This window comes from Undibacterium sp. TJN25, assembly GCF_049339885.1.
Classification (GTDB): Bacteria; Pseudomonadota; Gammaproteobacteria; order Burkholderiales; family Burkholderiaceae_D; genus Undibacterium.
Map to the genome: position 1 here is coordinate 294,814 of NZ_JBMPPM010000001.1, position 24,072 is coordinate 318,885.

General features: G+C 56.5%; 19 protein-coding genes. 15 read left to right on the forward strand and 4 right to left on the reverse strand.

Annotated features, from left to right (window positions below; all coding sequences use genetic code 11):
- Position 1 precedes the first annotated feature (1 nt).
- Positions 2-1,171: a cell division protein ZipA C-terminal FtsZ-binding domain-containing protein gene (locus ACO0LO_RS01335; protein WP_422962385.1), complete on the reverse strand. Its 1,170-nt coding sequence runs from the start codon at positions 1,169-1,171 to the stop codon at positions 2-4.
- Entirely contained in the window at positions 1,168-4,692 is a 3,525-nt protein-coding gene (gene smc / locus ACO0LO_RS01340) for a chromosome segregation protein SMC (protein ID WP_422962386.1), read from the reverse strand. Before smc ends, ACO0LO_RS01335 begins: the two co-directional genes overlap by 4 nt.
- A gap of 343 nt (positions 4,693-5,035) precedes the next feature.
- Here smc and dapC point away from each other — a divergent pair, with 343 nt between their 5' ends.
- The 8 genes from dapC to ACO0LO_RS01380 all read left to right on the forward strand — a co-directional run bounded on the left by dapC (position 5,036) and on the right by ACO0LO_RS01380 (position 14,207).
- Positions 5,036-6,256: a succinyldiaminopimelate transaminase gene (gene dapC / locus ACO0LO_RS01345; RefSeq protein ID WP_422962387.1), complete on the forward strand. Its 1,221-nt coding sequence runs from the start codon at positions 5,036-5,038 to the stop codon at positions 6,254-6,256.
- Positions 6,257-6,369: 113 nt separating this feature from the next.
- On the forward strand, positions 6,370-7,197 hold the full coding sequence (gene dapD / locus ACO0LO_RS01350; RefSeq protein ID WP_422962388.1) for a 2,3,4,5-tetrahydropyridine-2,6-dicarboxylate N-succinyltransferase: 828 nt from the start codon (positions 6,370-6,372) through the stop codon (positions 7,195-7,197).
- 105 nt (positions 7,198-7,302) lie between these two features.
- The gene (locus tag ACO0LO_RS01355; protein WP_422962389.1) at positions 7,303-8,439 is read left to right on the forward strand and encodes a PilT/PilU family type 4a pilus ATPase; all 1,137 of its coding nucleotides are present in this window, start codon (positions 7,303-7,305) and stop codon (positions 8,437-8,439) included.
- Positions 8,440-8,451: 12 nt separating this feature from the next.
- Positions 8,452-8,838: an ArsC family reductase gene (locus ACO0LO_RS01360; RefSeq protein WP_422962390.1), complete on the forward strand. Its 387-nt coding sequence runs from the start codon at positions 8,452-8,454 to the stop codon at positions 8,836-8,838.
- A 5-nt stretch (positions 8,839-8,843) separates the two neighbouring features.
- Positions 8,844-9,971, forward strand: a complete 1,128-nt coding sequence (gene dapE / locus ACO0LO_RS01365; RefSeq protein ID WP_422962391.1) for a succinyl-diaminopimelate desuccinylase — start codon at positions 8,844-8,846, stop codon at positions 9,969-9,971.
- A gap of 68 nt (positions 9,972-10,039) precedes the next feature.
- On the forward strand, positions 10,040-10,930 hold the full coding sequence (prmB, locus tag ACO0LO_RS01370; RefSeq protein ID WP_422962392.1) for a 50S ribosomal protein L3 N(5)-glutamine methyltransferase: 891 nt from the start codon (positions 10,040-10,042) through the stop codon (positions 10,928-10,930).
- Between the two features lie 122 nt (positions 10,931-11,052).
- The gene (locus ACO0LO_RS01375) at positions 11,053-13,062 is read left to right on the forward strand and encodes an ATP-binding cassette domain-containing protein (protein WP_422962393.1); all 2,010 of its coding nucleotides are present in this window, start codon (positions 11,053-11,055) and stop codon (positions 13,060-13,062) included.
- A gap of 56 nt (positions 13,063-13,118) precedes the next feature.
- Entirely contained in the window at positions 13,119-14,207 is a 1,089-nt protein-coding gene (locus ACO0LO_RS01380; protein ID WP_422962394.1) for a CaiB/BaiF CoA transferase family protein, read from the forward strand.
- On the opposite strand, the gene ACO0LO_RS01385 is transcribed toward ACO0LO_RS01380, so the two are convergent.
- On the reverse strand, positions 14,191-14,466 hold the full coding sequence (locus ACO0LO_RS01385; RefSeq protein ID WP_422962395.1) for a hypothetical protein: 276 nt from the start codon (positions 14,464-14,466) through the stop codon (positions 14,191-14,193). The genes ACO0LO_RS01380 and ACO0LO_RS01385 overlap by 17 nt on opposite strands.
- A 48-nt stretch (positions 14,467-14,514) precedes the next feature.
- Between ACO0LO_RS01385 and ACO0LO_RS01390 the strand changes: the two genes are divergently transcribed.
- The 3 genes from ACO0LO_RS01390 (at position 14,515) to ACO0LO_RS01400 (ending at position 16,244) form a co-directional block, all read left to right on the forward strand.
- Positions 14,515-14,733 carry a hypothetical protein gene (locus tag ACO0LO_RS01390; protein WP_422962396.1) on the forward strand — a complete coding sequence of 73 codons (219 nt, stop codon included), beginning with the start codon at positions 14,515-14,517 and terminating at the stop codon, positions 14,731-14,733.
- Between the two features lie 113 nt (positions 14,734-14,846).
- On the forward strand, positions 14,847-15,704 hold the full coding sequence (locus ACO0LO_RS01395) for a hypothetical protein (RefSeq protein ID WP_422962397.1): 858 nt from the start codon (positions 14,847-14,849) through the stop codon (positions 15,702-15,704).
- Positions 15,705-15,845: 141 nt separating this feature from the next.
- Positions 15,846-16,244 carry a hypothetical protein gene (locus tag ACO0LO_RS01400; protein WP_422962398.1) on the forward strand — a complete coding sequence of 133 codons (399 nt, stop codon included), beginning with the start codon at positions 15,846-15,848 and terminating at the stop codon, positions 16,242-16,244.
- 118 nt (positions 16,245-16,362) lie between these two features.
- Here the strand turns inward: ACO0LO_RS01400 and ACO0LO_RS01405 are convergent, their stop codons facing one another.
- Positions 16,363-17,313 (reverse strand): SPFH domain-containing protein, encoded by a 951-nt coding sequence (locus tag ACO0LO_RS01405; protein ID WP_422962399.1) that lies wholly within the window; start codon positions 17,311-17,313, stop codon positions 16,363-16,365.
- A 368-nt stretch (positions 17,314-17,681) separates the two neighbouring features.
- Here ACO0LO_RS01405 and ACO0LO_RS01410 point away from each other — a divergent pair, with 368 nt between their 5' ends.
- The 4 genes from ACO0LO_RS01410 to ACO0LO_RS01425 all read left to right on the forward strand — a co-directional run bounded on the left by ACO0LO_RS01410 (position 17,682) and on the right by ACO0LO_RS01425 (position 24,054).
- Positions 17,682-18,008 carry a CzcE family metal-binding protein gene (locus tag ACO0LO_RS01410; protein WP_422962400.1) on the forward strand — a complete coding sequence of 109 codons (327 nt, stop codon included), beginning with the start codon at positions 17,682-17,684 and terminating at the stop codon, positions 18,006-18,008.
- A gap of 118 nt (positions 18,009-18,126) precedes the next feature.
- The gene (locus tag ACO0LO_RS01415; RefSeq protein WP_422962401.1) at positions 18,127-19,389 is read left to right on the forward strand and encodes an efflux RND transporter periplasmic adaptor subunit; all 1,263 of its coding nucleotides are present in this window, start codon (positions 18,127-18,129) and stop codon (positions 19,387-19,389) included.
- A gap of 14 nt (positions 19,390-19,403) precedes the next feature.
- On the forward strand, positions 19,404-22,562 hold the full coding sequence (locus ACO0LO_RS01420; protein WP_422962402.1) for an efflux RND transporter permease subunit: 3,159 nt from the start codon (positions 19,404-19,406) through the stop codon (positions 22,560-22,562).
- Between the two features lies 1 nt (position 22,563).
- The gene (locus ACO0LO_RS01425; RefSeq protein WP_422962403.1) at positions 22,564-24,054 is read left to right on the forward strand and encodes an efflux transporter outer membrane subunit; all 1,491 of its coding nucleotides are present in this window, start codon (positions 22,564-22,566) and stop codon (positions 24,052-24,054) included.
- The last annotated feature ends 18 nt before the right edge of the window (positions 24,055-24,072 follow it).

A 24,072-nucleotide genomic window follows, 5' to 3' on the forward strand; every position in this document is an offset into this window, starting at 1 on the left:
GCTAGCTGAACAGGCGTTGTGCGCGCGTTGATCCTGCAGGGATTTCAGATTCCGCCATCGCGGCATAAAAGGCATGGACCTGGCCGGCAATCTCATCCAATGCCGCTTTGGAGATAGGCTGGTTGCCGTCATCCACGACTGTGCCGCCCAGCCGCGTCGATAAAGACCGTGCACAGGCTGCCATTGCGCCGAAACCGTCGCGCGCAGGCGCAACACAGGGTACGTCCAGCAGCAGCGTCAGCCTGGCAGTAACCGCTTCGCTGATGCCGACGTTGGTGGACAATGAAAACAGTGTTCCGCCGTCGCCATCCGGCATGACCAGTCTGCCGTCAGGACGGGAATCGAAACCCTGTTTTTCCAGTGCTGCGTGCAGTGTATTGATCGCCCATGGCGCTCCGTTGGCCATGATGTTGACGCTGAGTTGTGCATCATGCTCAGACACGAACTGGTGCAACTCCCTGGCCGTGGACATGACCAGGGTCATGTCCGGAATATCCGGATGGGCATTCAAGCGATCCGCAATTTCGCGCAGCTTCATGACGAATTCGGAATATTCCAGTTCATTCAGCGGGCCGCCCCGGCTGACCATCTGTATGCCGGCAAACAGGGTCGTGTAAATACCGCCATGCGCGATTACGTCACGCTCCCCAGAATGGCTCTGGCCGATGAAATGCACCGGTTTCTTGCCAACGTACCTGAGGCTGTGAATCTCAGCCAGGATTTTTTCGCCGCGTATCGGCGCATCGAATTCCAGCGGAATGATGCAGTCGATAAGTTCGTCAACCGGCAGTTCTTTGTCATGTACGTCCTGCGCGGGCATCATTGCGGGTCCGGAAGCTGCGGACGCTGCAGGCAGCGCCGGCGCCGCTTCGGTCTGGATAGCATCGGGCACGAAGGCCTGGTCATCATCCGCCATCGACACCACGTCCAGGCTGGGTTCCTGGCGATATTGCATGCCATCCAGCGGTTCCTGCGGCTCCTGCCGGGTGTAATGCTGCTCTTGCTGCCCTTCTGGTTCATGGTGCGGATTCATCAGCACGTCGTCGTGCCCGGTAGAAAAAGCGCGTTCGACGCTCTTTTTTGCCTTGTGCTCCTGCCATTTGTTGAAAATAACTACGCCGACGACGATGGTTCCACCGATTGCCAATAAGCTTATTTGTAGATCTGTCATGCTGCTTGCGCCTCAGAAGCAAAGTTTGCGGCAGACTCCATGTCTACCGCAACGATTCGAGAAACTCCCTGTTCCTGCATGGTCACGCCGATCAACTGCTGTGCCATTTCCATCGCTATTTTATTATGAGAAATAAACAAAAACTGTGTGTTAGCTGACATACGTTTCACCATATTGCAGAAACGTTCGGTATTTGAGTCATCCAGCGGCGCATCGACCTCATCCAGCAGGCAGAAAGGCGCCGGGTTCAGCTGAAACATGGAAAACACCAGCGCAGTTGCCGTCAAGGCCTTTTCGCCGCCGGACAGCAGGTGAATGGTCGCATTTTTCTTGCCGGGAGGCTGCGCCATCACCTGCACGCCGGAATCGAGGATTTCGTCGCCGGTCATGATCAGCTTCGCCTGTCCACCGCCAAAAAGAATGGGGAACAGTTCTGCAAAATGGGTATTCACCTTGTCGAAAGTATCCTGCAGCAGGTCGCGGGTTTCTATATCGATCTTGTGGATCGCGTCCTGCAGCGTAGTGATCGCCTCGGTCAGATCGGCATGCTGCGAATCCAGGAAGGTCTTGCGCTCGCTTGCCTGCGCCAGCTCATCCAGAGCCGCCATGTTTACCGCGCCCAATGCTGCTATGGCATTGGTCAGGCGGGTTACCTCGCCCTGCAGGTAGGACGGTTTCATGTCGGCATGCAGTTTTTGCGACAGCGCTTCTTCGTCGACATCGAAATTGCGCAACTGCTCTGCATACTGCTCCTGGCTCAGGCGCGCGGCCTGTTCCTTCAGCTGCAGCTCCATGATGCGGTCGCGCTGCGGTTGCAGGCTGCGTTCCACCTGCATCTTGGCTTCTTCATGCTGGCGCAGCTTCTGCGTCAGCTGATCCAGCTCATGCCTGGCGTCAGCCAGCGTGCGCTCCTGGTCGCTGCGTTTTTCCAGCAATGACTGCAAACCTGCCTGCGCAGTCTGGTCATCCATGGTTTCCAGTTCAAGCTTGCCCTGCTGCATATTGGTAAAAAGCTGTGCCGCCTGCTCCAGCGCAGTGGCGATGCTGCGGCGCAGTTCCTCCATCTTGCTGCGATGGGATTTTTCGGAGAACGCAGCTTCCTGCGCGGCCCTTTCCAGTTCACGCAGCTGCGTCCTGGCATTGTTCAGCTGCTGTTCTTTTTCCAGGTAGATGGTCTGTCCATCCTCATGGCTTTCCTGCAGTTCGGCCAGTTCCACATCCAGCTGCTCGAATTTTTCCTCTGACTCTGCCTTGGCCTGCTGCTGCTCCGATTCCTGTGCGGCGATTTCGGCCAGGTCGTTCTTGATCTGCGTGCTGCGCTGGTTAAAGCGCTCCTGCACTTCGGACAGCTTCATGAATTCTATCTGCAGGCCATGCACTGCCTGGGTCAGCGTGCTGACACGCAGCCGCAGTTCCTGCAAGCGCTGGCTGGCCTGCGTATACGCAGATTCGGCCCTGACGGCGCGCGTCTTGGCTTCGTCCGCCAGCATCTGCTGCGCACGGCTTTGCTTGCCAATGTTCTCTATTTCCTGCTGGCGCGCCAGCACGCCGTCCTGCTCGGAATCCGACGCATAGAAGCGAACGCTGGATTTGCTGATTACATGGCCCTGCTTGGTGATAAAGCACGCACCCTGCGGCAGCTTGGCCCTATCCATGAACGCAGAAGCAACGTCTTCTGCGGCATACACCTGGTACAGCCAGTCCTGCATGAGGCTGCGCACGCCGGCATCATTCAATTGCAACAGGTTCAGCAAAGGCTTCAGGCCGGCCATAGGCTCTGCAGCGGCAGCGGCAACCTGCGGCGTGTATAAAGCCAGTTTGGCTGGTGGAGCGTCATTGAAAAACGCCTTGGCCCAATCCAGGTTGGACATTTCCAGCGCCGAGGTCCGCTCGCGCAATACCGACTCCAGCGCGGTCTCCCAGCCGGCTTCGATATGCAGTTTTTGCCACAGCTTGGGCAAACCGCTGAGCTCGTGCTTTTCCAGCCACGGCTGCACCTTGCCCTGGGTCTGGACTTTTTCCTGCAACTGCTTCAAGGCCAGCAGGCGCGCATCCAACTGGGTGCTGGCGGCAGTATCCTTGTTGACCTGTTCCTGCGCGGCCTTGCGTTCTTCTTCCAGCCGCGGCAGCGATTCTTGCGCCTCTTCCAGATGCATGGTTTCCTCTTCCAGCACCTGTTTTTTCTCCTCCAGCTGCATGGACAGGTTGGACAGATGGGTGCTGTCCGGCATCGCCAGGCCGTTCTTTTCCTGCGTCAGCCTTTCGCGGCGTGAGGTCAGCGTCGCCAGGATATTAGAGGCATTGCGCTGGTGTGCAGACTCCAGTTCGATCTGCTGCTGCAACTGCATGATCTTGGCGCGCGATTCCGTGGTCTTCAATTGCGATTCACGCCAGACCTGCTCCAGCGCCGGCAGCTTGTCATTGTGCTGTTGCGCCATTTCCAACGCCTGCTCGGAACGTTCGGCCAGTTCTTCTACCTGGATTTCCGCTTCCGCCAGATCATCCTGGAATTGCTGCCCCTGGCGTTGCCACTGGTCGCGCTGCGCGGTCAGCGAATTCAGCTGCGATTGCAGGCGGCTGCGCGATTCGATGACGAACTTGATCTGTGCTTCCAGGCTGCCGATCTCGGCATTGGTCTGGTACAAGTGGCCTTGCGCCTGGTGCATTCTGTCGCCGACTGCATAGTGCGCCTGGCGCATGTGCTCCAGCTCAACTTCGACGTGGCGCAGCTTGGCAGTCTGCTCTTCCAGGTCCAGCTGGGTCCGTTCTATGTCGGCAAAGACTTTTTCCTGCTCGGCAGCAGCTTCTTTCTTGCGCAGCAGCCACAGCAGTTTCTGCTTTTCTTCCTGGTCGGATTGCAGCTCGTTGAATTTATTGGCAACCACCGCCTGGGCTTCCAGCTTTTCCAGGTTACTGTTCAGTTCACGCAGGATGTCTTCTACGCGCACCAGGTTTTCATGCGTATCGTGGATGCGGTTTTCGGTTTCGCGGCGGCGCTCCTTGTAGCGCGAGACACCCGCTGCTTCTTCCAAGAAAATGCGCAGCTCTTCCGGTCTCGCCTCGATAATCCGGGAAATCATGCCCTGGCCGATGATCGCATAGGCGCGCGGCCCGAGGCCGGTACCCATGAAGATGTCCTGGATGTCGCGCCGGCGCACCGGCTGGCCGTTGATGTAGTAAGTGGATGTGCCGTCGCGCGTCAAGGTTCGCTTGACGGCGATTTCCGCATACTGGCTCCACTGGCCGGCGGCCTTACCCAGACTGTTGTCAAAAACCAGTTCGACAGACGAGCGTCCAGCGGGTTTACGGTTGGTCGATCCGTTAAAAATAACGTCCTGCATCGATTCGCCGCGCAGCTCGGAAGCCTTGGATTCGCCCAAGACCCAGCGCACAGCATCGATGATGTTGGATTTTCCGCAACCGTTAGGTCCGACCACGCCCACCAGCTGGCCTGGGACCTGAAAATTCGTGGGATCTACGAAAGATTTAAATCCCGACAATTTAATAGAAGTTAATCGCACGTTATAAGCTGTTGTAGTTTTATATGTTCAAATCTCGCCGACATGATGCTGCGCATGCCACAATTTTTCCCTGGCACTGAATGCCTGCCGCTATAGCTGCGTATAAAAACACCCAATAAATACCCAATTAGACAACGCATCATATCATTTTGAAAGCGTCAATTTTTCATTTTTGCCATTTGAATAAGCTATCAAAGCAAGCCTGCGGCGAGCATTCCGTCAGTATTCCTTTAGGCAACGCCCATGCAAAGGCTATAATACGGGATGGCAAATGGATGGCCCACAGCCATGAAAAGAGGGCTTTTGCCGAATTTTATTCGTTAATTTCTACTGGCGTGAACCCGTGAACCCTTTCCTGAACAAGCTGCAGCCCTATCCTTTTGAAAAACTTAAGCAACTGTTTGCCGATGTAAAGCCGAATCCTGAGTTCAAGGCAATCAGCCTGGGCATAGGCGAACCCAAGCATCCCACCCCGGCCTTCATCCAGCAAGCGGTGACGGCAAACCTGGACGGACTGGCAAGCTACCCGGCAACGGCTGGTTCGGAAACCCTGCGCAAATCCATCTCCGGCTGGCTCGCAAGGCGCTATAGCATTCCCGCCCCGGACGCGGCGACACAAGTATTGCCGGTCAACGGCTCTCGCGAGGCGCTGTTTGCGCTGGCGCAGACAGTGATCGACACCACGCAGTCCAAGGGCGGCCTGCCGCTGGTGATCTGCCCCAATCCGTTCTACCAGATTTATGAAGGTGCGGCCTACCTGGCAGGCGCAGAACCCTATTTCGTCAATGCAGATCCGGCCCGCAATTTTTCGCCGGATTACAAGACGGTGCCTGCCGAGGTATGGGCGCGGGTGCAACTGCTATATATCTGCTCGCCAGGCAACCCTACCGGCGCCGTATTGACGCTGGAGGACTGGAAAGAATTATTTGAATTGTCGGACCGCTACGGCTTTGTCATCGCTGCCGATGAATGCTATTCGGAGATTTACTTTAAGCCGGAAGCACCACTGGGCAGCTTGCAAGCCGCCCAGACGCTGGGCCGCAGCACGTATCCGCGCCTGATTACGCTGTCCAGCCTGTCCAAGCGCTCCAACGTGCCGGGCATGCGCTCCGGCTTTGTTGCGGGTGATGCGGAAATCATCAAAAAATTCCTGCTGTACCGCACCTACCATGGCGGCGCGATGAGTCCGAGCATACAGGCAGCTTCTGCGATTGCCTGGGATGACGAAGCCCATGTGCAGGAAAACCGCGACAAATACATCAAGAAGTTCGCCCAGGTAACGCCGTTGCTGCAGGAAGTGCTGGATGTCAGCCTGCCGGACGCCAGTTTTTACCTGTGGGCAAAGGTAGACAAACTGCTGCCGATTTCGGATACGGAATACGCCAGGCGGCTCTACCAAGAATATAATGTGACGGTATTGCCGGGCAGCTATCTGGCGCGCGAGGCGCATGGCGTCAATCCGGGGCAAAACCGCATCCGCATGGCGCTGGTCGCCGAAGTGGACGAATGCATGGAAGCGGCGCAGCGCATCGTCGCCTTTACCAGAAAACTGGCGGCCGGCTGATCTGTCTGAAGCTAGGCCCCTATAAGACCACAAGCAAGGCATAAGCAAGCCGCAAACAACATAGACGCAATACCTCTTTTTAATTAATCACCGCAATCACTGAAAACGTCAACATGACTCAACAATTACAGCAAATCATCGACCAGGCCTGGGAAGACCGCACCAGCTTTTCTCCTAAATCCGCTCCCGCAGAAATCCGCGAAGCCGTAGCCCATGTGCTGCAGCAACTGGATACCGGTAGCCTGCGCGTTGCGCAGAAGCTGGATGGCGCATGGCAGGTCAACCAATGGATCAAGAAGGCCGTTCTGCTGTCCTTCCGTTTGGAAGACAATGTCGCAATGCCCGCCGGCGCCGACATGCAGTTCTACGACAAGGTGCCTACCAAGTTTGCCAATTACACTGCCGAAGATTTCGCCAAAGGCGGCTTCCGCGTGGTGCCGCCTGCCGTCGCGCGCCGCGGCAGCTTTATCGCCAGGAACGTGGTGCTGATGCCCTCCTACGTCAACATCGGCGCCTATGTCGATGAAGGCACGATGGTGGATACCTGGGCAACCGTAGGTTCCTGCGCGCAGATCGGCAAGAACGTGCATTTGTCCGGCGGCGTGGGCATAGGCGGCGTACTGGAGCCTATGCAGGCCAACCCGACCATTATTGAAGACAATTGCTTCATCGGCGCCCGCTCTGAAGTGGTGGAAGGTGTCATTGTCGAAGAAAACTCGGTGATTTCCATGGGCGTGTATATCGGCCAGTCCACCAAGATCTATGATCGTGCCACTGGCGAAGTCAGCTACGGCCGCATCCCTGCAGGTTCCGTCGTGGTATCAGGCAACCTGCCTTCGGCTGACGGCAAATATAGCTTGTATTGCGCAGTCATCGTCAAGAAAGTGGATGCGCAAACCCGTTCCAAAACCAGCATCAACGAATTGCTGCGCGGCGACTAGTCGCAATTGGGCAGCCAGACGGCCTGGTTTTGGCCGGTCAGCAGGCGATCTGTTTCTTCATCTTATTTTGTGAACAACGGCAACACAACAAGCTAGGAAATGACTATGGCAATGGAACGTTTATTCCAGTTGATGAAGGAAAAGCACGCATCGGACATGTTCTTTGCGATGAATTCACCGATCCACCTGAAAATCAACGGCAACCTGCTGCCCATCAACCAGCAGAAGATGGACCAGGCCAATATCCTGTCGCTACTCAATGAAGTAGTATCGCCGGAAAATATGCAGATACTGGAGCGCGATAGCGAGCTGAATGTCGGCATAGGCGCGGCCGGCATAGGCCGCTTCCGTTTGTCGGCGTTCAAGCAGCGCGGCAGCATTTCGGCGGTGTTGCGTTTCGTGCCGGGCAATATTCCGGCGATCGATACCCTGCACCTGCCACCGGTACTGTCTGAGCTGATCATGGAAAAGCGCGGGCTGATCCTGGTCGTCGGCGCTACCGGCTCCGGCAAATCGACAACCATTGCATCGATGCTGGATTACCGCAACGAGATCAAGACCGGCCATATCCTGACACTGGAAGACCCGATCGAGTACCTGTTCAGGAGCAAGAAATCCATCGTCAACCAGCGTGAAATAGGCACCGATTCGGAAAGCCTGAAAACCGCGCTGAAGAACTCGCTGCGTCAGGCGCCGGACTGCATCCTGATCGGCGAGATCCGCGACCTGGAAACCATGCTGGCAGCAATCGCCTATGCGCAATCGGGCCATCTGGTGCTGGCAACGCTGCATGCCAACAACAGCTACCAGGCGCTGAACCGCATCATCAGCTTCTTCCCCATGGAAAGCCGTACTGCGCTGCTGCTGGATTTGTCCTCATCGATACGCGCAATCATTTCACAGCGCCTGATCCGCTCGCTGGAAGGCGGCCGTTGCCCGGCAGTGGAAATCATGCTCAACACCCGCTACGTGGCGGAACTGATAGAACAAGGCGACATCTTCCAGATCAAGGAAGCCATCGAGAAAAGCCTGTCGCCAGGTTCGCAGACCTTTGAGCGCGCACTGATGCAACTGATCAAGGACGGCTTGATCAGCCAGGAGGAAGGCCTTGCCAATGCAGACTCCGCCAACAACCTGATGTGGCTGCTGAATAACGAAGCGGTGCAGGCGCCCGTGCAGGCAGAGCCAGAACCGGAAAAGAAAGACGAAGCGTCTTTCACTGAATTTACGCTGAATATGTAAGAGAAAAAAGAAATGCAAAGTACCGCTGCAACACTCGTTTTATACGGCATCCCTAATTGCGACACCGTCAAAAAAGCGCGCACCTGGCTGCAAGAGCAACAGGTCGAGTTCGTTTTCCATGACTTCAAGAAAAACGGGCTGGAACGCAGCACGGTGGAAACCTGGCTCCAGCATGTCGGCCTGGATGTGTTGATCAATCGCAAGGGCACGACCTGGCGCGCGCTCAGCGATGAGCAGAAAGCTTCCGCAACCGATACCGACGCGGCAATAGCACTGATGCTGGCCTCGCCTTCGATCATCAAGCGGCCTGTCTTGCAGCAATCCGGCGCTGCATCGGCAGCCGTCCAAAAGGTGGATGTCGGCTTTTCCGCGCAGCAGTACGAACAACTATTGAAATAATATTCATGAGCAAAACTTTAGCGCTGACCGAACAACTGATTGCACTGGATTCGGTGACCCCGGAAGACAAGGGCTGCCAACAGACCCTGATTTCCCTGCTGGCGCCGCTGGGATTCCATTGCGAAACCATACAGTCGGGCGACGTCACCAACTTGTGGGCGCGCCGCGGCACGGCACAGCCGCTGGTGGTGTTTGCCGGCCATACCGACGTTGTGCCTACCGGACCAGTGGCGCAGTGGCAATCGGCGCCTTTCGTGCCTACCCATCGCGACGGCAAGCTATACGGGCGCGGTGCCGCCGATATGAAGACCTCGATTGCGGCAATGGTAGTGGCCACCGAAGAATTCCTTGCTGCCCACCCCACGCACAATGGCTCTATCGGCTTTCTGATCACCAGCGATGAAGAAGGTCCGGCCACCGACGGCACCGTTGTCGTCTGCAACAAACTCAAGGAACGCGGCGAGCAGCTGGACTACTGCATCGTCGGCGAGCCGACATCGGTAGACCGGCTGGGTGACACCATCAAAAATGGCCGGCGCGGCACCATGTCCGGCAAGCTGACGGTGAAGGGCATACAGGGCCACATCGCCTATCCGCAACTGGCGAAAAATCCCATCCACCTGGCAGCGCCTGCCATGGCGGAACTGGTGGCAGAAGTCTGGGACCAGGGTAACGACTACTACCTGCCGACATCATGGCAGATGTCCAATATCCATGGCGGCACCGGTGCATCGAATGTGATACCCGGCGAAGTGGTGATCGACTTCAATTTCCGCTTTTCCACCGCCAGCACAGCAGAAGGCCTGCAGCAGCGCGTACACGCAATACTGGACCGGCATGGCCTGGACTACGAGCTGAAATGGACCATAGGCGGCCATCCCTTCCTGACACCGAAAGGTGATCTTAGCGATGCATTGTCCGCGGCGATTCTGGCAGAAACCGGTGTGGAAACGGAACTGTCCACGACCGGCGGAACATCTGATGGCCGCTTCATTGCCAAGATATGCCCGCAGGTAGTGGAATTCGGCCCCCCGAATGCCAGTATCCACAAGATCGACGAGCATGTGGAAGTACACTATATCGACCCGCTGAAGAACATCTATCGCCGCACGCTGGAAAACCTGCTCACATGAGCTGAGCGGCCAACCTGAACTGATCTTATTGTTTGACGAAATACTGCAACACTGCTGAAGAACCTGACATGACACATTCATCCCTGCCCTTTTCCACCCTGCGGGACATGCTGCGCTACGCAGTAACCCGTTTCAATACCGCCAAGCTGTTTTTTGGCCACGGCAGCGCCGACGCCCTGGATGAAGCCGCCTACCTGCTGTTGCATACGCTGAAGCTGCCACTGGACAAGATCGATCCCTTTCTGGATGCCAGGCTGCTGCCGGAAGAGATAGAAGCGATCCTGGCCGTCATAGAGCGCCGTACGGTGGAGCGCGTGCCTGCCTCCTATATCACCAACGAAGCCTGGCTGGGTACCTATAACTTTTACGTGGATGAACGCGTGATCGTGCCGCGTTCCTTTATTGCAGAACTGATCCCTGAGCGCTTTTCACCTTGGGTGGGAGACGCGGAAGCCGTCGAAAACATCCTGGAACTGTGTACAGGTTCAGGCTGCCTGCCCATCATGCTGGCCGATGCATTCTCCAACGCGCACGTCGATGCGGTGGATATTTCTGCATCTGCGCTGGAAGTCGCGCAACGCAATGTGGGCGACTATAAATTGCAGGACCGTATCACGCTGATAGAGTCCGACCTGTATGCGAACGTGCCGGACAAGAAGTACGACCTGATCATCACCAATCCGCCATATGTGAACTCCGGCTCCATGGCAAAGCTGCCGCAGGAATACCGGCATGAGCCGCAGATCGCGCTGGACGGCGGTGACGACGGCATGGATCTGGTGCGCAAGATCGTTGAAGGTGCGGGCCGCCGCCTGACGCCGGACGGCATATTGATGGTGGAAATAGGCAATGAGCGCGCATTCGCGGAACAGGCGTTTGCAGACCTGGACCTGACCTGGCTATCGACCAGCGCCGGCGATGACATGGTGTTTTTGATTAACGCCAGCCAGTTGCAATAAGCTGCAAATACGCTGTAAATAAGCTGCGGGAAAAAGCAGCAAGGCTGAGTCTTTTCAGTATTTTTTAAAGCGCGGGGTGTCCCGCGCAACATGGGCGCTTGCCCACTTCTTAAAGTAATTCAATGATACGTTTTCTCCAAGTCGTTCTGGCCCGTGGCACCAAACCACTCTTTGACAGTGTGGATGTCACGCTCAACCCCGGCGACAAGATAGGCCTGATCGGCTCCAACGGGGCCGGCAAATCCAGCCTGTTTGCCATGCTGCGTGGCGAACTGCACCCAGACCAGGGCAGCATAGAATTCCCTGCCAAATGGCAGCTCGCCCACGTGGCGCAGGAAACCCCGGCGCTGGACCGCTCGGCGATCGACTACGCAATCGATGGCGACGTCACCTTGCGCAAGCTGGAGGCGCAGCTGGCTGAACTGGAAGCGCAGCCTGAGAGCCCGGAAAACGGCCTGGCAATCGGTGAGATGTATGGCGCACTGGCGGACGCTGACGCCTACACCGTGCGTTCGCGCGGCGAGCAACTGCTGCTGGGTCTCGGCTTCAGCCTGGACCAGATGGAGCAATCGGTCGCCAATTTCTCGGGTGGCTGGCGCATGCGCCTGAACCTGGCGCAGGCGCTGATGTGCAAGTCCGACCTGCTGCTGCTTGATGAACCGACTAACCATCTGGATCTGGACGCCATCATCTGGCTGGAAGACTGGCTGAAGCGCTATGAAGGCACATTGATCATCATTTCCCATGACCGCGATTTTCTGGATGAGGTAGTCAACGTCGTCGTACATATCGATGAAAGAAAACTGAAGCGCTACTCGGGCAACTACTCCGCGTTCGAACGCCAGCGCATCGCGCAGTTGATCCTGGCGCAGGGTACGATAGAAAAGCAGAACCGCAAGCGCGCCCATCTGCAATCCTTCATTGAACGCTTCAAGGCCAAGGCCAGCAAGGCCAAGCAGGCACAAAGCCGGGTCAAGGCGCTGGCCAAGATGGAAGAGCTGGCGCCTTTGCGCGCCCAGGCTGAATTCTCTTTTGAATTCCGCGAACCGCTCAGCGCACCGAATCCCTTGCTAGTGATGGATGATGTGGATGCGGGCTACCGCATGGAGTCACAGACCGACCACAGCTTCACTGAAAAGAAGATTGTTTCCGGCATCAAATTTTCCCTGCAAACCGGCCAGCGTATCGGCCTGCTGGGTGTGAACGGCGCGGGTAAATCCACACTGATCAAGACCATCGCCTGCGAGATCGCGCCACTGGCGGGCGATATGCAAACCGGCAAAGGCCTGTCCATCGGCTACTTTGCGCAGCACCAGGTGGAAATGCTGCGGCACGACGAATCCCCGTTGTGGCATCTGGCGCATATCGCGCCGAATGTGCGGGAACAGGAGTTACGCAACTTCCTCGGCGGGTTCAACTTCCCCGGCAATATGGTGACCAGCCCCATCGCGCCTTTTTCCGGCGGTGAAAAAGCCCGCCTGGCTCTGGCGATGATAGTCTGGCAGCGCCCCAACCTGCTGCTGCTCGATGAACCGACCAACCATCTGGACCTGGAAACCCGCGAGGCATTGACCGAAGCGCTGGCCCAGTTTGAAGGGACGCTGGTTGTGGTATCGCATGACAGGCATCTGCTGCGCGCGACCACCGACCAGTTCATCATCGTGGCCGACGGCAAGCTCGAACCTTTTGACGGCGATCTGGACGACTACCGCGACTGGCTGTTCAAGAGCAAGTTGGCCAAAGCGACGGCGGCATCTGCAACGCCGCCGGCAGCGGCCTTGCCTGAAAAAACCAAGAAAGAGAAGCTTCCGCAAGCCACGCCTGTCGCCAAGGCGACTGCACCGGTGGATGACAAGGAAAAACGCCGGCTGGATGCGGAAGAGCGGCAGCGGCTTTCTGCCCAGAGAAAGCCAATAGAAAACCTGATCAAGAAACTGGAAGACCAGATGGCAAAATTGAACCTGCGCAAGCAGGACATAGATGCCAAACTGGCGGACCAGACCATCTATGAGGACGGCAACAAGGAAAAACTGAAGGCCCTGCTGGTAGACCAGGCCTATCTGCTGAAAGAACTGGAGCAAACCGAGGCAGACTGGCTGCAGCAGCAGGAATATCTGGAACTTATCGCCTGACTTTTATTGCATCATTTATTGCGTCATTTATTGCGTCATTTATTGCTCAACACCCGATGACATCAGCGACCGATCTACCACTGCAAGGAATCCGCGTTCTCGACCTGACCCGCCTGCTGCCTGGCCCGGTCGCGACTATGCATCTGGCCGACATGGGTGCTGAAGTCATCAAGATAGAAGACAAGGGCGTAGGCGACTATGCACGCAGTATGGGCTACGTGCGCAAATCGGTATCGCAATTCTTTGTGGCGGTGAACCGCGGCAAACAATTCATGACCCTGGATTTGAAAGATGCCGCCGACCGCGAGCAGTTCCTGTCCATGGTAGACAGCGCCGATGTCGTTGTCGAAAGCTTTCGCCCCGGCGTCATGGACAAGCTGGGTGTGGGCTGGGATGTACTGAAGCAGCGTAACCCCAGGCTGGTGATGTGCGCCATCTCGGGTTACGGCAAGGATGGCCCATTCGCGCAACTGGCAGGCCATGACATCAACTACATAGGCTATGCCGGCATGCTGGATCAGAACGCCGGTCCGGACGGCGTGCCTGCCCTGCCCAACCTGCAGATCGGCGATCTGCTGGGCGGCGCGCAGGCAGCGGTGCAAGGCATACTGGCCGCAATCATCGGCGCCAGGACCAGCGGCCACGGACGCTTTGTCGATATTTCAATGACCGATACCGTGTTTGCGCACAACATCATGCCGCTGGTTGCCGTCAATAATTTCGGCAAAGTCGCACTGCCCGGACGCGACTTACTGACCGGCGGGGCAGCATGCTACAACGTCTACCGTACCGCCGACGACCGCTTCATGGCGGTGGGCGCGCTGGAGCCCAAGTTCTGGGAAGCCTGCTGCGATGTGCTGGAAAGGCCGGACTTCAAGCCCAGGCACTGGGCCTATGGCCAGCATGTAGGCGGCGAAGATGCAACCGCGTTGAAGGCTGAGCTCGATGCCATCTTTGCCCAGCATGACATGGCTTACTGGACAGAAAAATTTGCCCTCGCAGATTGCTGCGTCACACCCATTCTACGCACTGAAGAAGCACTGGAACACCCCCTGTTCCAGGCCAGGGGCATGGCGCTGAAAGCCGTCCACCCTACTGAAGGCGAATACTGGGCCACGGGGCCGGGCATCAAATTCCATCGCTGACAACGCGATAATACGAATGCCTTGGCCAGATAGGCCTGGCGCAAAAATCCACATCCTCCTCAGGCCAGTCCAACATATTGGCGATGATAGCGATATCCAATAAGCGACGGCCTGATGCCGGCTCCCCAAGGCCGTAATTCATTCCTGAAACGCCAAATCGAAGCTTCGCCTTCGAAAAACCCATGGCCAAGCCATCAGGGTTTACATCGGCTTTTTCAAAAAAATTCAATTTTCTCTGCATTCGATGTCCGGTTTTCAAAAGCATTTCCGTATTTGTAGTTGAAGCATGAATACAAGGAGGAAAACCATGCCATTCAGAAATGCAGCAACCCGCTGGTGGGGTATGGCAGCAGCCATCGTCTTCTGCGGCGTCGCGTGGGCGAGCGTAGGAATTGCACCAAAGCCGGCCGGCAATATTGGCCATGGCACACCGCGCCGGCCTATGCCAGCCACATTCATGCATCCCCCGGCCTTGCATGACGAGGTGCAGTACTTCAGCGACCGATTCGCAGAGAAAGACCGCTGAGGGCACCATTGGCTGGCACGCCCAAAATACTGAGGTTTGCATTTTGAAAACCGGGCGCAATCCTGAGCGCATTACGGCTGCACATTATTCGATATCGATAGAAGGAAAACCTGATGATAAAAACAAACTGGCTGGCCGCATCTGTGCTGATCGCTGCTGGCACCCTGTCCGATTCAACGGCGTTAGCGCAAAACGCCAATGCCTTCGGCGCGACAATCCGGAATCCGGGAAGCATCACGCCCGAATGGTGGAATGAAGTGGGTTACAACCCCGAACGGCTGGAAGGCGCCCTTCATCTGAGGATGGGCAGCTCCGGCAATTTTGGCGGAAGCCCCTTTGTTGGCCGCGCAAATTGCGATATGTCGATGCTGTATGCCGCCAAATCCAATACCCCGATGTCGCAGTCCGAGATCGAGTATTGCGCGCTGCTTGAGTTCGACCTGTATCAAGGCATTACCGGAAAAAGACGCGATCTACGCGACACCTTTGTGCGCAAGGACACCATTGCCGAATTTTCGGAAGTGATCAAAAACAGGATCGAGCTGTTCCGCCAAAACAATAGCTACTATCTGCGCGCTGCTGCCGTGCAGCTGGACCCATTTGACCTGTCACAGGGCGGCATGGTGATGCGACTGAACTGGACCCAGGGTTACGTACCGGCCGATCCCAAGGCAGGACGGCCGACAACCATCATGTACAAATTCGACGATCCGCACTTTCGGAAGTCGGACGACCGCTGGTGGGGTATCAGGCTGACCGATGACGAGCAAGGAGGCCGCGAAATGGAGCAGGCCCGCACCGGCAACAAGTTCATCACGGCCATGAATTATTTTGTATTCGACGTGACAGGTGCGCGTGAAGTCAAGGACATGAACGGCATAACAAGGTACATCAAGGTACAGGTCAAGCATTTTGCCATTCCCTACGTCACGGCCGACGGCAGGACCGTGGTAACGGGCATCAAGCAGTGAAGCATTATTCAGCAACGCAGCCAGGACGAAAGCATCGGCTGGTTTGGCTGGGATTCAATTTTTCAACACACTTATTTCGTCCAACACTGCGCCTGGTCCTGGACGGAAAAATGAATGCGTTGATTAACAAAGGGGTTAAAAATGAAAGAATATCAGGGCATCCTTCAAGAGATATCCGACAGCACACAGCCTGGAAATCAATACCACAAATACAGATATATGGAGATTGGAAACGAGACTATAAAAAATGTCTCTGTTTACTCAGGAATGAATGGAAAAATACGCAACGCCGTCGGCCATACCATCACGCTGTATGTCCAGTCCGGTTTGGTAGCGGGAATCAAGACCCAGGATGGGAGAATTTTTTATACAGACCGCGTCGGCACCAGTCTCATGAGCGCCGTGCTGCTTACTACCATTGGGCTTCCACTTTCTTTCATCATCATAGGCCTGCCCATCCTCGGGTTCGGCATCATGTTTGCGCTCCACTTTTTTGCGTTGCAGGAAATGCGGAGCATGCCTAACGCTGTCGGCATTTAAGCGACGTTTTACCGCGACCTTCTTTGTAACGGCAGCATCAATAAAAACGGCACGGAATCATCCCGTGCCGTCCAAAGGCTATCACGCCATACAGGCCGCATCAGATCATATTGCCTGCCTACTTGACCGCAGAAGCCGGTTTGACGATCTCGGTTTTCTGCGATTTCATGACCGTCAATGCGCTGGCAATCAGGCCACTCATGTCGCCCAGATTGGCGGGTACAACGACAGCGTTGTTGGTCTTTGCCAACTGCGAGAAAGCCGCCACATATTGCTCGGCCACCTTCAGGTTCATCGCATCGGAGCCGCCGGGTTCGCGGATTGCCGCAGCCGTCATGCGCAAGGCTTCGGAACTGGCCTGCGCAATCGCCAGGATGGCAGCCGCCTGGCCCTGCGCCCGGTTGATCGATGCCTGCTTCTCGCCTTCGGATTTGGCAATCGACGCCTCGCGCTCGCCGGTCGCGATATTGATCTGCTCCTGCTTGCGCCCTTCAGACGCGGCAATCAGCGCGCGCTTCTCGCGCTCTGCGGTAATCTGCGCCTGCATCGCATGCAGGATTTCCTTTGGCGGCGTCAGATCCTTGATCTCGTAGCGCAGTACCTTCACACCCCAGTTGGCAGCGGATTCATCGATTGCATTGACGATGGTGGTGTTGATGTGGTCGCGCTCTTCGAAGGTTTTGTCCAACTCCATCTTGCCGATGACCGAGCGCAAGGTGGTCTGCGCCAACTGCGTGATCGCGGCGATGTAGTTGGAAGAACCGTAGGAAGCGCGCATGGCATCGGTAATCTGGAAGTAGAGGATACCGTCCACCTGCAGCTGGGTATTGTCGCGCGTGATGCACACCTGCGGCGGCACATCCAGCGGAATCTCTTTCAGCACATGCTTGTAGGCGATGCGATCCACGAAAGGGACAACGATGTTCAGGCCCGGCCCGAGGGTGCCATGGTATTTACCCAGGCGCTCGACGACCCAGGCATGCTGCTGCGGAACGACGTTGATCGTTTTAAAGACGAACACGATGGCGAAAAAAAATACAACCAAAGCAAAACTGCCAAAATATTCCATGACTTCTCCATTTGTTGATCACATTAGAGCGGTTGCTTGGATTCTCCGTTATACGCCTACCCATAGAGGAATAAACGCTTCAGACCGGAGATGTGTGCATTCTACTACTGCCAGGAACAGGAAGTAGAGAAGGATATGTAATTAATTTGGCAATTAGAAATGATGTCCTTAGTTTGGTGCTGCAGTTTGCTGCTACAACCCGCAATTGATTTAAATGTGCAAATTGCTCACCTGTTCTGCCCACCACAGTCCTCCCACATTAACAATCTTTAATGAATCGCCAATATCCTGTTAAACAGCACTGGCGCAAAGTACTCCTACCGCACTCTTCGACTTGTGACCGCGGTAATTCTTTTAAGGAGTACAACATGAAAAGCACCACACTTATCCAGGCCATGCTCGGTCTGGTCATCTCTGTCTCGGCACTCTCCTCCATGGCATCGACCGATGTCAGTCTGCTGGGCGAGGCAGCCTCCGCATCATCCGGCTTACGCACCGTGACGATTACCTCCGGCATGAAATACATCAACGTCACGGGCGGAGAAACCATCAACTTCAATATCGGCGGAAAAACCTTTACCTGGACCTTTGACGGCACAGTCGCCTCTTTTGACCTCCAGCGCATTGCACCGCCCGGCACCATGGACCATGCAGTGACGGCCTATATTTCAGCCGACCCTGCCTACGTCGACTAAAGCAACCCTTTGCCGGCCGGAGTACCCAGGCCGGCGCAGACTTCCTATGTCTGCTTCCGCTCCCGGAAGCAGGCGTTCGACAAATCCGGAACACACAACGACGAAAATGGAATGGACCATGTTTTCACTTAACAAAATGTCGCGGTACGCGCCTGCCGCCATCGCCGGCCTGGCGCTGGTGTGTGCCGGATGCGACTCGAAGAAGCCTGACACGACGCAGGACACACAGGCAGCGATGCCGGTCGAAGTCAACGTCCTGGCCGTGCGGCATAGCAGTGTTCCGGTAACGCAGCAGCTTCCCGGCAGGACCACGGCCTACCTGGTGGCACAGGTGCGCGCCCGCGTGGACGGCATTGTCCAGAAACGCCGCTTCCAGGAAGGCGCCGACGTCACTGCAAACCAGCCTCTTTATCAGATCGACGCCGCGCCATTCCGCGCAGCACTCGACAGCGCTCAGGCAGCTCAGCAAAAGGCGGAAGCAAACCTGGCAACAACCAAGGCCCAGGCAGAACGTTACAAAATCCTTGTCGGTGCAAATGCAGTCAGCAAACAGGCGTTCGACAATGCCGTTTCGGCAGAAGGCCAGGCCGCAGCCGACGTTGCTGCTGCGAACGCTGCAGCCGAAACAGCCAGGATCAATCTCGGCTATACCAATGTCACTTCCCCTATCACCGGGCGGAGCAACATTTCACAAGTCACCCAGGGTGCTTACGTGCAGGCAAGCGCGGCTACGCTGATGACGACCATCCAGCAGATAGATCCTATCTATGTCGACCTTAACGAACCCAGCATCGCCGGCATGCAGCTGAGACGCGATCTTGCCAGCGGGCGCCTGAAAAGCGATGGAACGGATGCACCCAAACTGACATTGACGCTGGAAGACGGCACACAATATCCGTTAAAGGGAACGCTGCAGGTAAGCGGTACCACCGTTGACTCCAGTACCGGCTCGGTGACCTTGCGCGCTGTCTTCCCCAATCCCAAATATGTCCTGCTTCCCGGCATGTTCGTGCGCGCCCGTATTGAAGAAGGCGTCAATGATGCTGCTTTCCTGGTGCCGGCTTCCGCCGTCACCCATAACGCAAAAGGAGAGGCAACCGTGCTTGTCGTCAGTGCAGGCAATAAAATTACAGAAAGGACGGTGCAGGCGCCGAATACCCTGCGGGACCAATGGGTAATTACCGCCGGCCTGAGCGAAGGCGACAATGTCGTCGTGGGTGGCGCGCAGAAAACCCACCCCGGCATGCTTGTTCACCCGGTCGGCGCCGCGATCGCAAACGGCGCGAATATTGCAAATATCTCGCCCGGCCCCGGCTCCGGCGCATTGCCGGGGCAAGCACCGCAGAACCCCAGGCTGGCCCCTGCCGCGCAACCCAACTAGGAAGAAGGCGCACAATGTCAAAATTTTTCATCGACAGGCCTATCTTTGCGATCGTCCTGTCCATTCTCATCATGCTGGCCGGCGGTATCGCCATGTGGTCTCTGCCGATAGAACAGTTTCCTCCCGTGGCTCCGCCCACGGTGCAAATCGGCACGTCGTATCCCGGCGCTTCCGCCGTTACCGTGCAAAACACCGTAGTCCAGGTTATCGAGCAGCAAATGAGCGGCATCGATAACCTGCTTTACATGTCCTCCACCAGCGACGATACCGGCGTTTCAACAACGACGCTCACATTCGCCACGGGAACCGATCCTGACATCGCCCAGGTGCAGGTTCAAAATAAATTGCAGCTCGCTGTGCCGTTGTTGCCGGCACAGGTGCAGCAAAGCGGCGTCCGCGTGACAAAATCCACGAATTCTTTCCTTATGGTGCTGGGCTTTGTTTCAACGGACCACAGCATGAACAAATTCGACATTGCCAATTACTTCGTGTCCAACGTACAAGATCCAATCAGCAGGATCAATGGCGTCGGCAACATGAATGTCTTTGGCACTCAGTATGCGATGCGGGTGTGGCTGGACCTGGCAAAGCTGAACAGTTATTCCCTTTCGCCGCTGGACGTGACGGCTGCCCTGCAAGCGCAAAACGTGCAAATTTCCGGTGGGCAGCTGGGAGGGGCGCCTGCTGTCCAGAACCAGCAGCTGAATGCGACGATTACCGAATCGACTTTACTGCAAACGCCTGAAGAGTTCGGCAATGTCCTGCTGAAAGTGGCGCCGGACGGTGCGCAGATACGATTGCGGGATGTCGCCCGCATCGAGCTGGGGCCGGAAAACTTCAACGTAGACAATAAATACAATGGGCAGGCCGCCTGCGGCATCGGCATCCAGCTCGCACCGGGCGGAAATGCACTGGCAACAGCCAATGCGATACGCGCGCGGCTCAAGGAACTGCAACCCTACTTTCCGCACGGACTGCAGGTGGTCTATCCGAATGATGTCACACCGTTTGTAAAGATATCTATCCAGGAAGTCGTCAAGACGCTGATCGAGGGTATTGTGCTGGTATTTCTGGTGATGTACCTTTTCTTGCAAAATTTCCGCGCCACGCTGATCCCGTCCATCACGATTCCGGTCGTACTGCTGGGTACTTTCGGTGTGATGGCTGCCCTCGGCTTTACGATCAATACATTATCGATGTTCGGCCTGGTGCTAGCCATCGGCCTCCTTGTCGATGATGCCATCGTGGTCGTCGAAAACGTCGAGAGGGTAATGCAGGAGGACGGGCTTGGACCGCTGGAAGCAACACGCAAGGCAATGGGGCAGATCAGCAGCGCCCTGATAGGCGTGGCAATGGTCTTGTGCGCGGTGTTCGTTCCCGTCGCATTTTCCAGCGGCACCGTCGGCGGTATTTACAGGCAATTTTCGCTGACCATCGTCGCATCGATGCTCCTGTCGGTTTTCGTCGCGCTGTCGCTCACGCCCGCCCTTTGCGTCATCTTGCTGAAGCCATCGCATGGCCATTCCGAAAAAGGCTTCTTTGGCTGGTTCAACCGCGTTTTTAATAGTGGGCGGGATAAATACGTCCACGGTGTAAAACACGTCGCGGCACGCTCCGGACGCTGGATGATTATTTACGGCATCATCATCGCTGCGGTAGGCATTCTTTTTTACCGCTTGCCCACATCGTTCCTGCCGAATGAAGACCAGGGCTATATTTTTGTTCAGGTTCAGGGCCCTGTCGGCTCGACCCAGGCACGAACGGGTGCGGTTCTTGACCGTGTCAGTGAGTACCTGCTGAAAGATGAAGCCGATGTGGTGGACGCCACCTTCATCGTCAACGGCTTTAACAATGCAGGGCGTGGACAAAATCAGGGGCAGTTGTTCGTCCGCCTGAAGGATTGGGATCAGCGGCCCTCTGCCCACTTGAGTGCCAAAGCCTTGAGCGCTCGCATTGCACAGCATTTTGCCGCAGACAAAAGCGCCATTATTACGCCGATCAGCCCTCCTCCCATTCAGGGCCTGGGCACGGCGGCCGGGTTCGACTTTGAACTGGAAGACGGGGGTGGGCTGGGCCACGAAGCCTTGGCCAAGGCGAAGGATCAGCTACTCGCGATGGCAAAAAAAGATCCTGACCTGGCCCAGGTCAGGTTTAGCGGGCAGAACGACAACCCCAGCTTCAAGATCAGCATAGACCGTGAAAAAGCGGCGGCTCTGGGCGTTAGTGCCAGAGATGCAGATCAAACCTTCTCCGTCGCCTGGGGCTCGCGCTATGTCAACAATTTTCTCGATACCGACGGCCGCATTAAAAAAGTGTATGTACAGGCGGATGCGCCCTTCCGCATGAATCCGGATGACCTGAAACAGCTTTTCGTCCGCAACACTTCAGGAAGCATGACGCCGTTCTCCGCTTTTGCCACATCTGACTGGACCTATGGCCCGCCGCAGCTTCAACGGTACAACGGTATTGAAGCGATGGAGATCCAGGGCCAGTCGGCGCCCGGCCGCAGTTCCGGCCAGGCCATGCTGGCAATGGAAAGGCTGGCCGGCAAGCTGCCGGATGGGGTAGGCTTTGAATGGACGGGTATTTCAATGCAACAAAAAACCTCCAGTTCACAAGCGCCGCTTCTGTACGGGCTTTCCATTCTCGTCGTCTTCCTGAGCCTGGCCGCTCTGTATGAGAGTTGGTCGGTGCCGGTATCTGTCATCATGGTCGTGCCGCTGGGTGTACTGGGTGCGCTCGGTGCGACTTCGCTGCTCGGCCTGTCCAATGACGTTTATTTCCAGGTTGGCCTGCTGACGACGATAGGCCTGTCGGCAAAAAATGCGATTCTCGTTATCGAGTTTGCACGTGAGCGCCATGCCCAGGGACTGACTGCCATTGAAGCCGCCCTGGAAGCCGCACACATGCGGATGCGCCCTATAGTCATGACTTCCATGGCCTTTGTGCTGGGAGTGCTGCCTCTGGCATTGGCCAGCGGCGCCGGTTCCGCCAGCCAGAATGCGATCGGTACCGGCGTGATAGGCGGCATGCTGACGGCAACTTTTATCGCCACGTTCATGATTCCCATGTTTTATGTAGTGGTCGCCAATAAACTGGAAAAAAAGAAGGCGGGTACGACGCAGGACACCGCAGTCGCCGCCGCACCGCTGTCCGTATCAGGAGACCATTAACATGCGAATTCGTCACTATGCAGCATCGTCCATCCTCTTTCTCGCGGTATCAGGGTGTGCGCTTCAACCCACCTATGAACGCCCTCCTGTATCCGTAGCCACCTCCTTTCCAGCTGGCGATGCCTACAAAACGCCCGCTGACAGAAAGGGGAGCACGGCACGCAGCGCCGCCTATGTTCGCTGGCGCGATTTCCTGACCGACCCGCGCCTGCAAGCGCTGGTTGAGATCGCACTCAAGAATAATCAGGACTTGCGGATAGCATTGCTGAATGTCGAGAAAATAAGGGCTCAATATAAGCTGCAGCGCTCGGCCCTTTTTCCACAAGTCAGCTTCGCTTCCGGCGCTGCAGTCAAGACATCTGGCGCCGGAGGCACCGCAGGCTCCAGCACGGCGAGCATTTCCCGCAGCTATTCGGGCGATTTGAACGTCGCCTGGGAAGCTGACTTTTTCGGCCGGGCACACAGTCTTTCCGACGCAGCATGGGAACAGTATGCCGCAAGCTCGTACGCCCAGAAAGCGGCGACAGTGTTGCTGATATCCCAGGTGGCGGACCAATACCTCGCAACACTGGCCTACGACGAACAGCTTCAGGTAACCCGCCAGTTGCTGCAATCAGCCCAGGCTTCGTACAAGCTCGCCAAATTGCAATTCGACGTGGGCACTTTGTCGGAGCTGGATTTAAGTCTGACCCAGACAGCGGTGGAACAAGCGCGTGCCAATCTGGCCAGCCAGACCCGTCTTCGCGCCCAGGCAGAAAACGCGCTGGTGCTGTTGCTGGGCCAGCCCTTGCCCGCAGACCTGCCTTCGCCGGAAACGCTGGCCTCGCAAACGATGATGGCAGATCTCCCGGAGGGCCTGCCGTCGGACCTTCTGGCGCGAAGACCCGATATATTGCAGGCGGAAGCCGCGTTAAGGGCAGAAAATGCAAACATCGGCGCAGCGCGTGCAGCATTCTTCCCGCAAATATCGCTGACCGGCTCGTTCGGAACCGCCAGCCCCACGCTGGCCGGGCTATTTGGCGGGGGCGCCGGCGCATGGTCTTTCTTGCCTTCGCTGCTGCTTCCCATTTTCGATGCGGGCGCCAACCGTGCAAACCTGGATATCGCAACGGTGCAGAAAGATATCGGCGTCGCACAATATCAAAAGGCCGTACAAAACGCTTTTCGTGAAGTGGCCGACGGGCTTGCCGCGCGAGGCACCTATGACGACCAACTGGCAGCACAGCAACGATACACCGACGCCCAGAAAAAACGACTGGAACTGGAGAACATGCTGTTCTCCAATGGCAGCGATAGCTACCTGAATGTACTGAGCGCTCAAAACGATGTCTATGGCGCCGAGCAGTCATTGATTACAGCACACCTTAACCGGCTTACCAGCCTTGTCGATCTGTACCGGGCGCTGGGCGGCGGATGGCTGGCGGATGGCTGGCGGACAGCACAGCGGCCGGCAACGGCATCAGCGCTACCCTATTGGAAGGACACTAATTGATGCAGACGCCATTCACCA

Coding starts and splice junctions, on each gene's coding strand:
- ACO0LO_RS01335 (WP_422962385.1), bottom strand. CDS start 1,171: ATGACAGATCTACAAATAAGCTTATTGGCAATCGGTGGAACCATCGTC.
- dapD (WP_422962388.1), top strand. CDS start 6,370: ATGACTCAACAATTACAGCAAATCATCGACCAGGCCTGGGAAGACCGC.
- ACO0LO_RS01355 (WP_422962389.1), top strand. CDS start 7,303: ATGGCAATGGAACGTTTATTCCAGTTGATGAAGGAAAAGCACGCATCG.
- ACO0LO_RS01360 (WP_422962390.1), top strand. CDS start 8,452: ATGCAAAGTACCGCTGCAACACTCGTTTTATACGGCATCCCTAATTGC.
- dapE (WP_422962391.1), top strand. CDS start 8,844: ATGAGCAAAACTTTAGCGCTGACCGAACAACTGATTGCACTGGATTCG.
- prmB (WP_422962392.1), top strand. CDS start 10,040: ATGACACATTCATCCCTGCCCTTTTCCACCCTGCGGGACATGCTGCGC.
- ACO0LO_RS01375 (WP_422962393.1), top strand. CDS start 11,053: ATGATACGTTTTCTCCAAGTCGTTCTGGCCCGTGGCACCAAACCACTC.
- ACO0LO_RS01380 (WP_422962394.1), top strand. CDS start 13,119: ATGACATCAGCGACCGATCTACCACTGCAAGGAATCCGCGTTCTCGAC.
- ACO0LO_RS01390 (WP_422962396.1), top strand. CDS start 14,515: ATGCCATTCAGAAATGCAGCAACCCGCTGGTGGGGTATGGCAGCAGCC.
- ACO0LO_RS01395 (WP_422962397.1), top strand. CDS start 14,847: ATGATAAAAACAAACTGGCTGGCCGCATCTGTGCTGATCGCTGCTGGC.
- ACO0LO_RS01400 (WP_422962398.1), top strand. CDS start 15,846: ATGAAAGAATATCAGGGCATCCTTCAAGAGATATCCGACAGCACACAG.
- ACO0LO_RS01405 (WP_422962399.1), bottom strand. CDS start 17,313: ATGGAATATTTTGGCAGTTTTGCTTTGGTTGTATTTTTTTTCGCCATC.
- ACO0LO_RS01410 (WP_422962400.1), top strand. CDS start 17,682: ATGAAAAGCACCACACTTATCCAGGCCATGCTCGGTCTGGTCATCTCT.
- ACO0LO_RS01415 (WP_422962401.1), top strand. CDS start 18,127: ATGTTTTCACTTAACAAAATGTCGCGGTACGCGCCTGCCGCCATCGCC.
- ACO0LO_RS01420 (WP_422962402.1), top strand. CDS start 19,404: ATGTCAAAATTTTTCATCGACAGGCCTATCTTTGCGATCGTCCTGTCC.
- ACO0LO_RS01425 (WP_422962403.1), top strand. CDS start 22,564: ATGCGAATTCGTCACTATGCAGCATCGTCCATCCTCTTTCTCGCGGTA.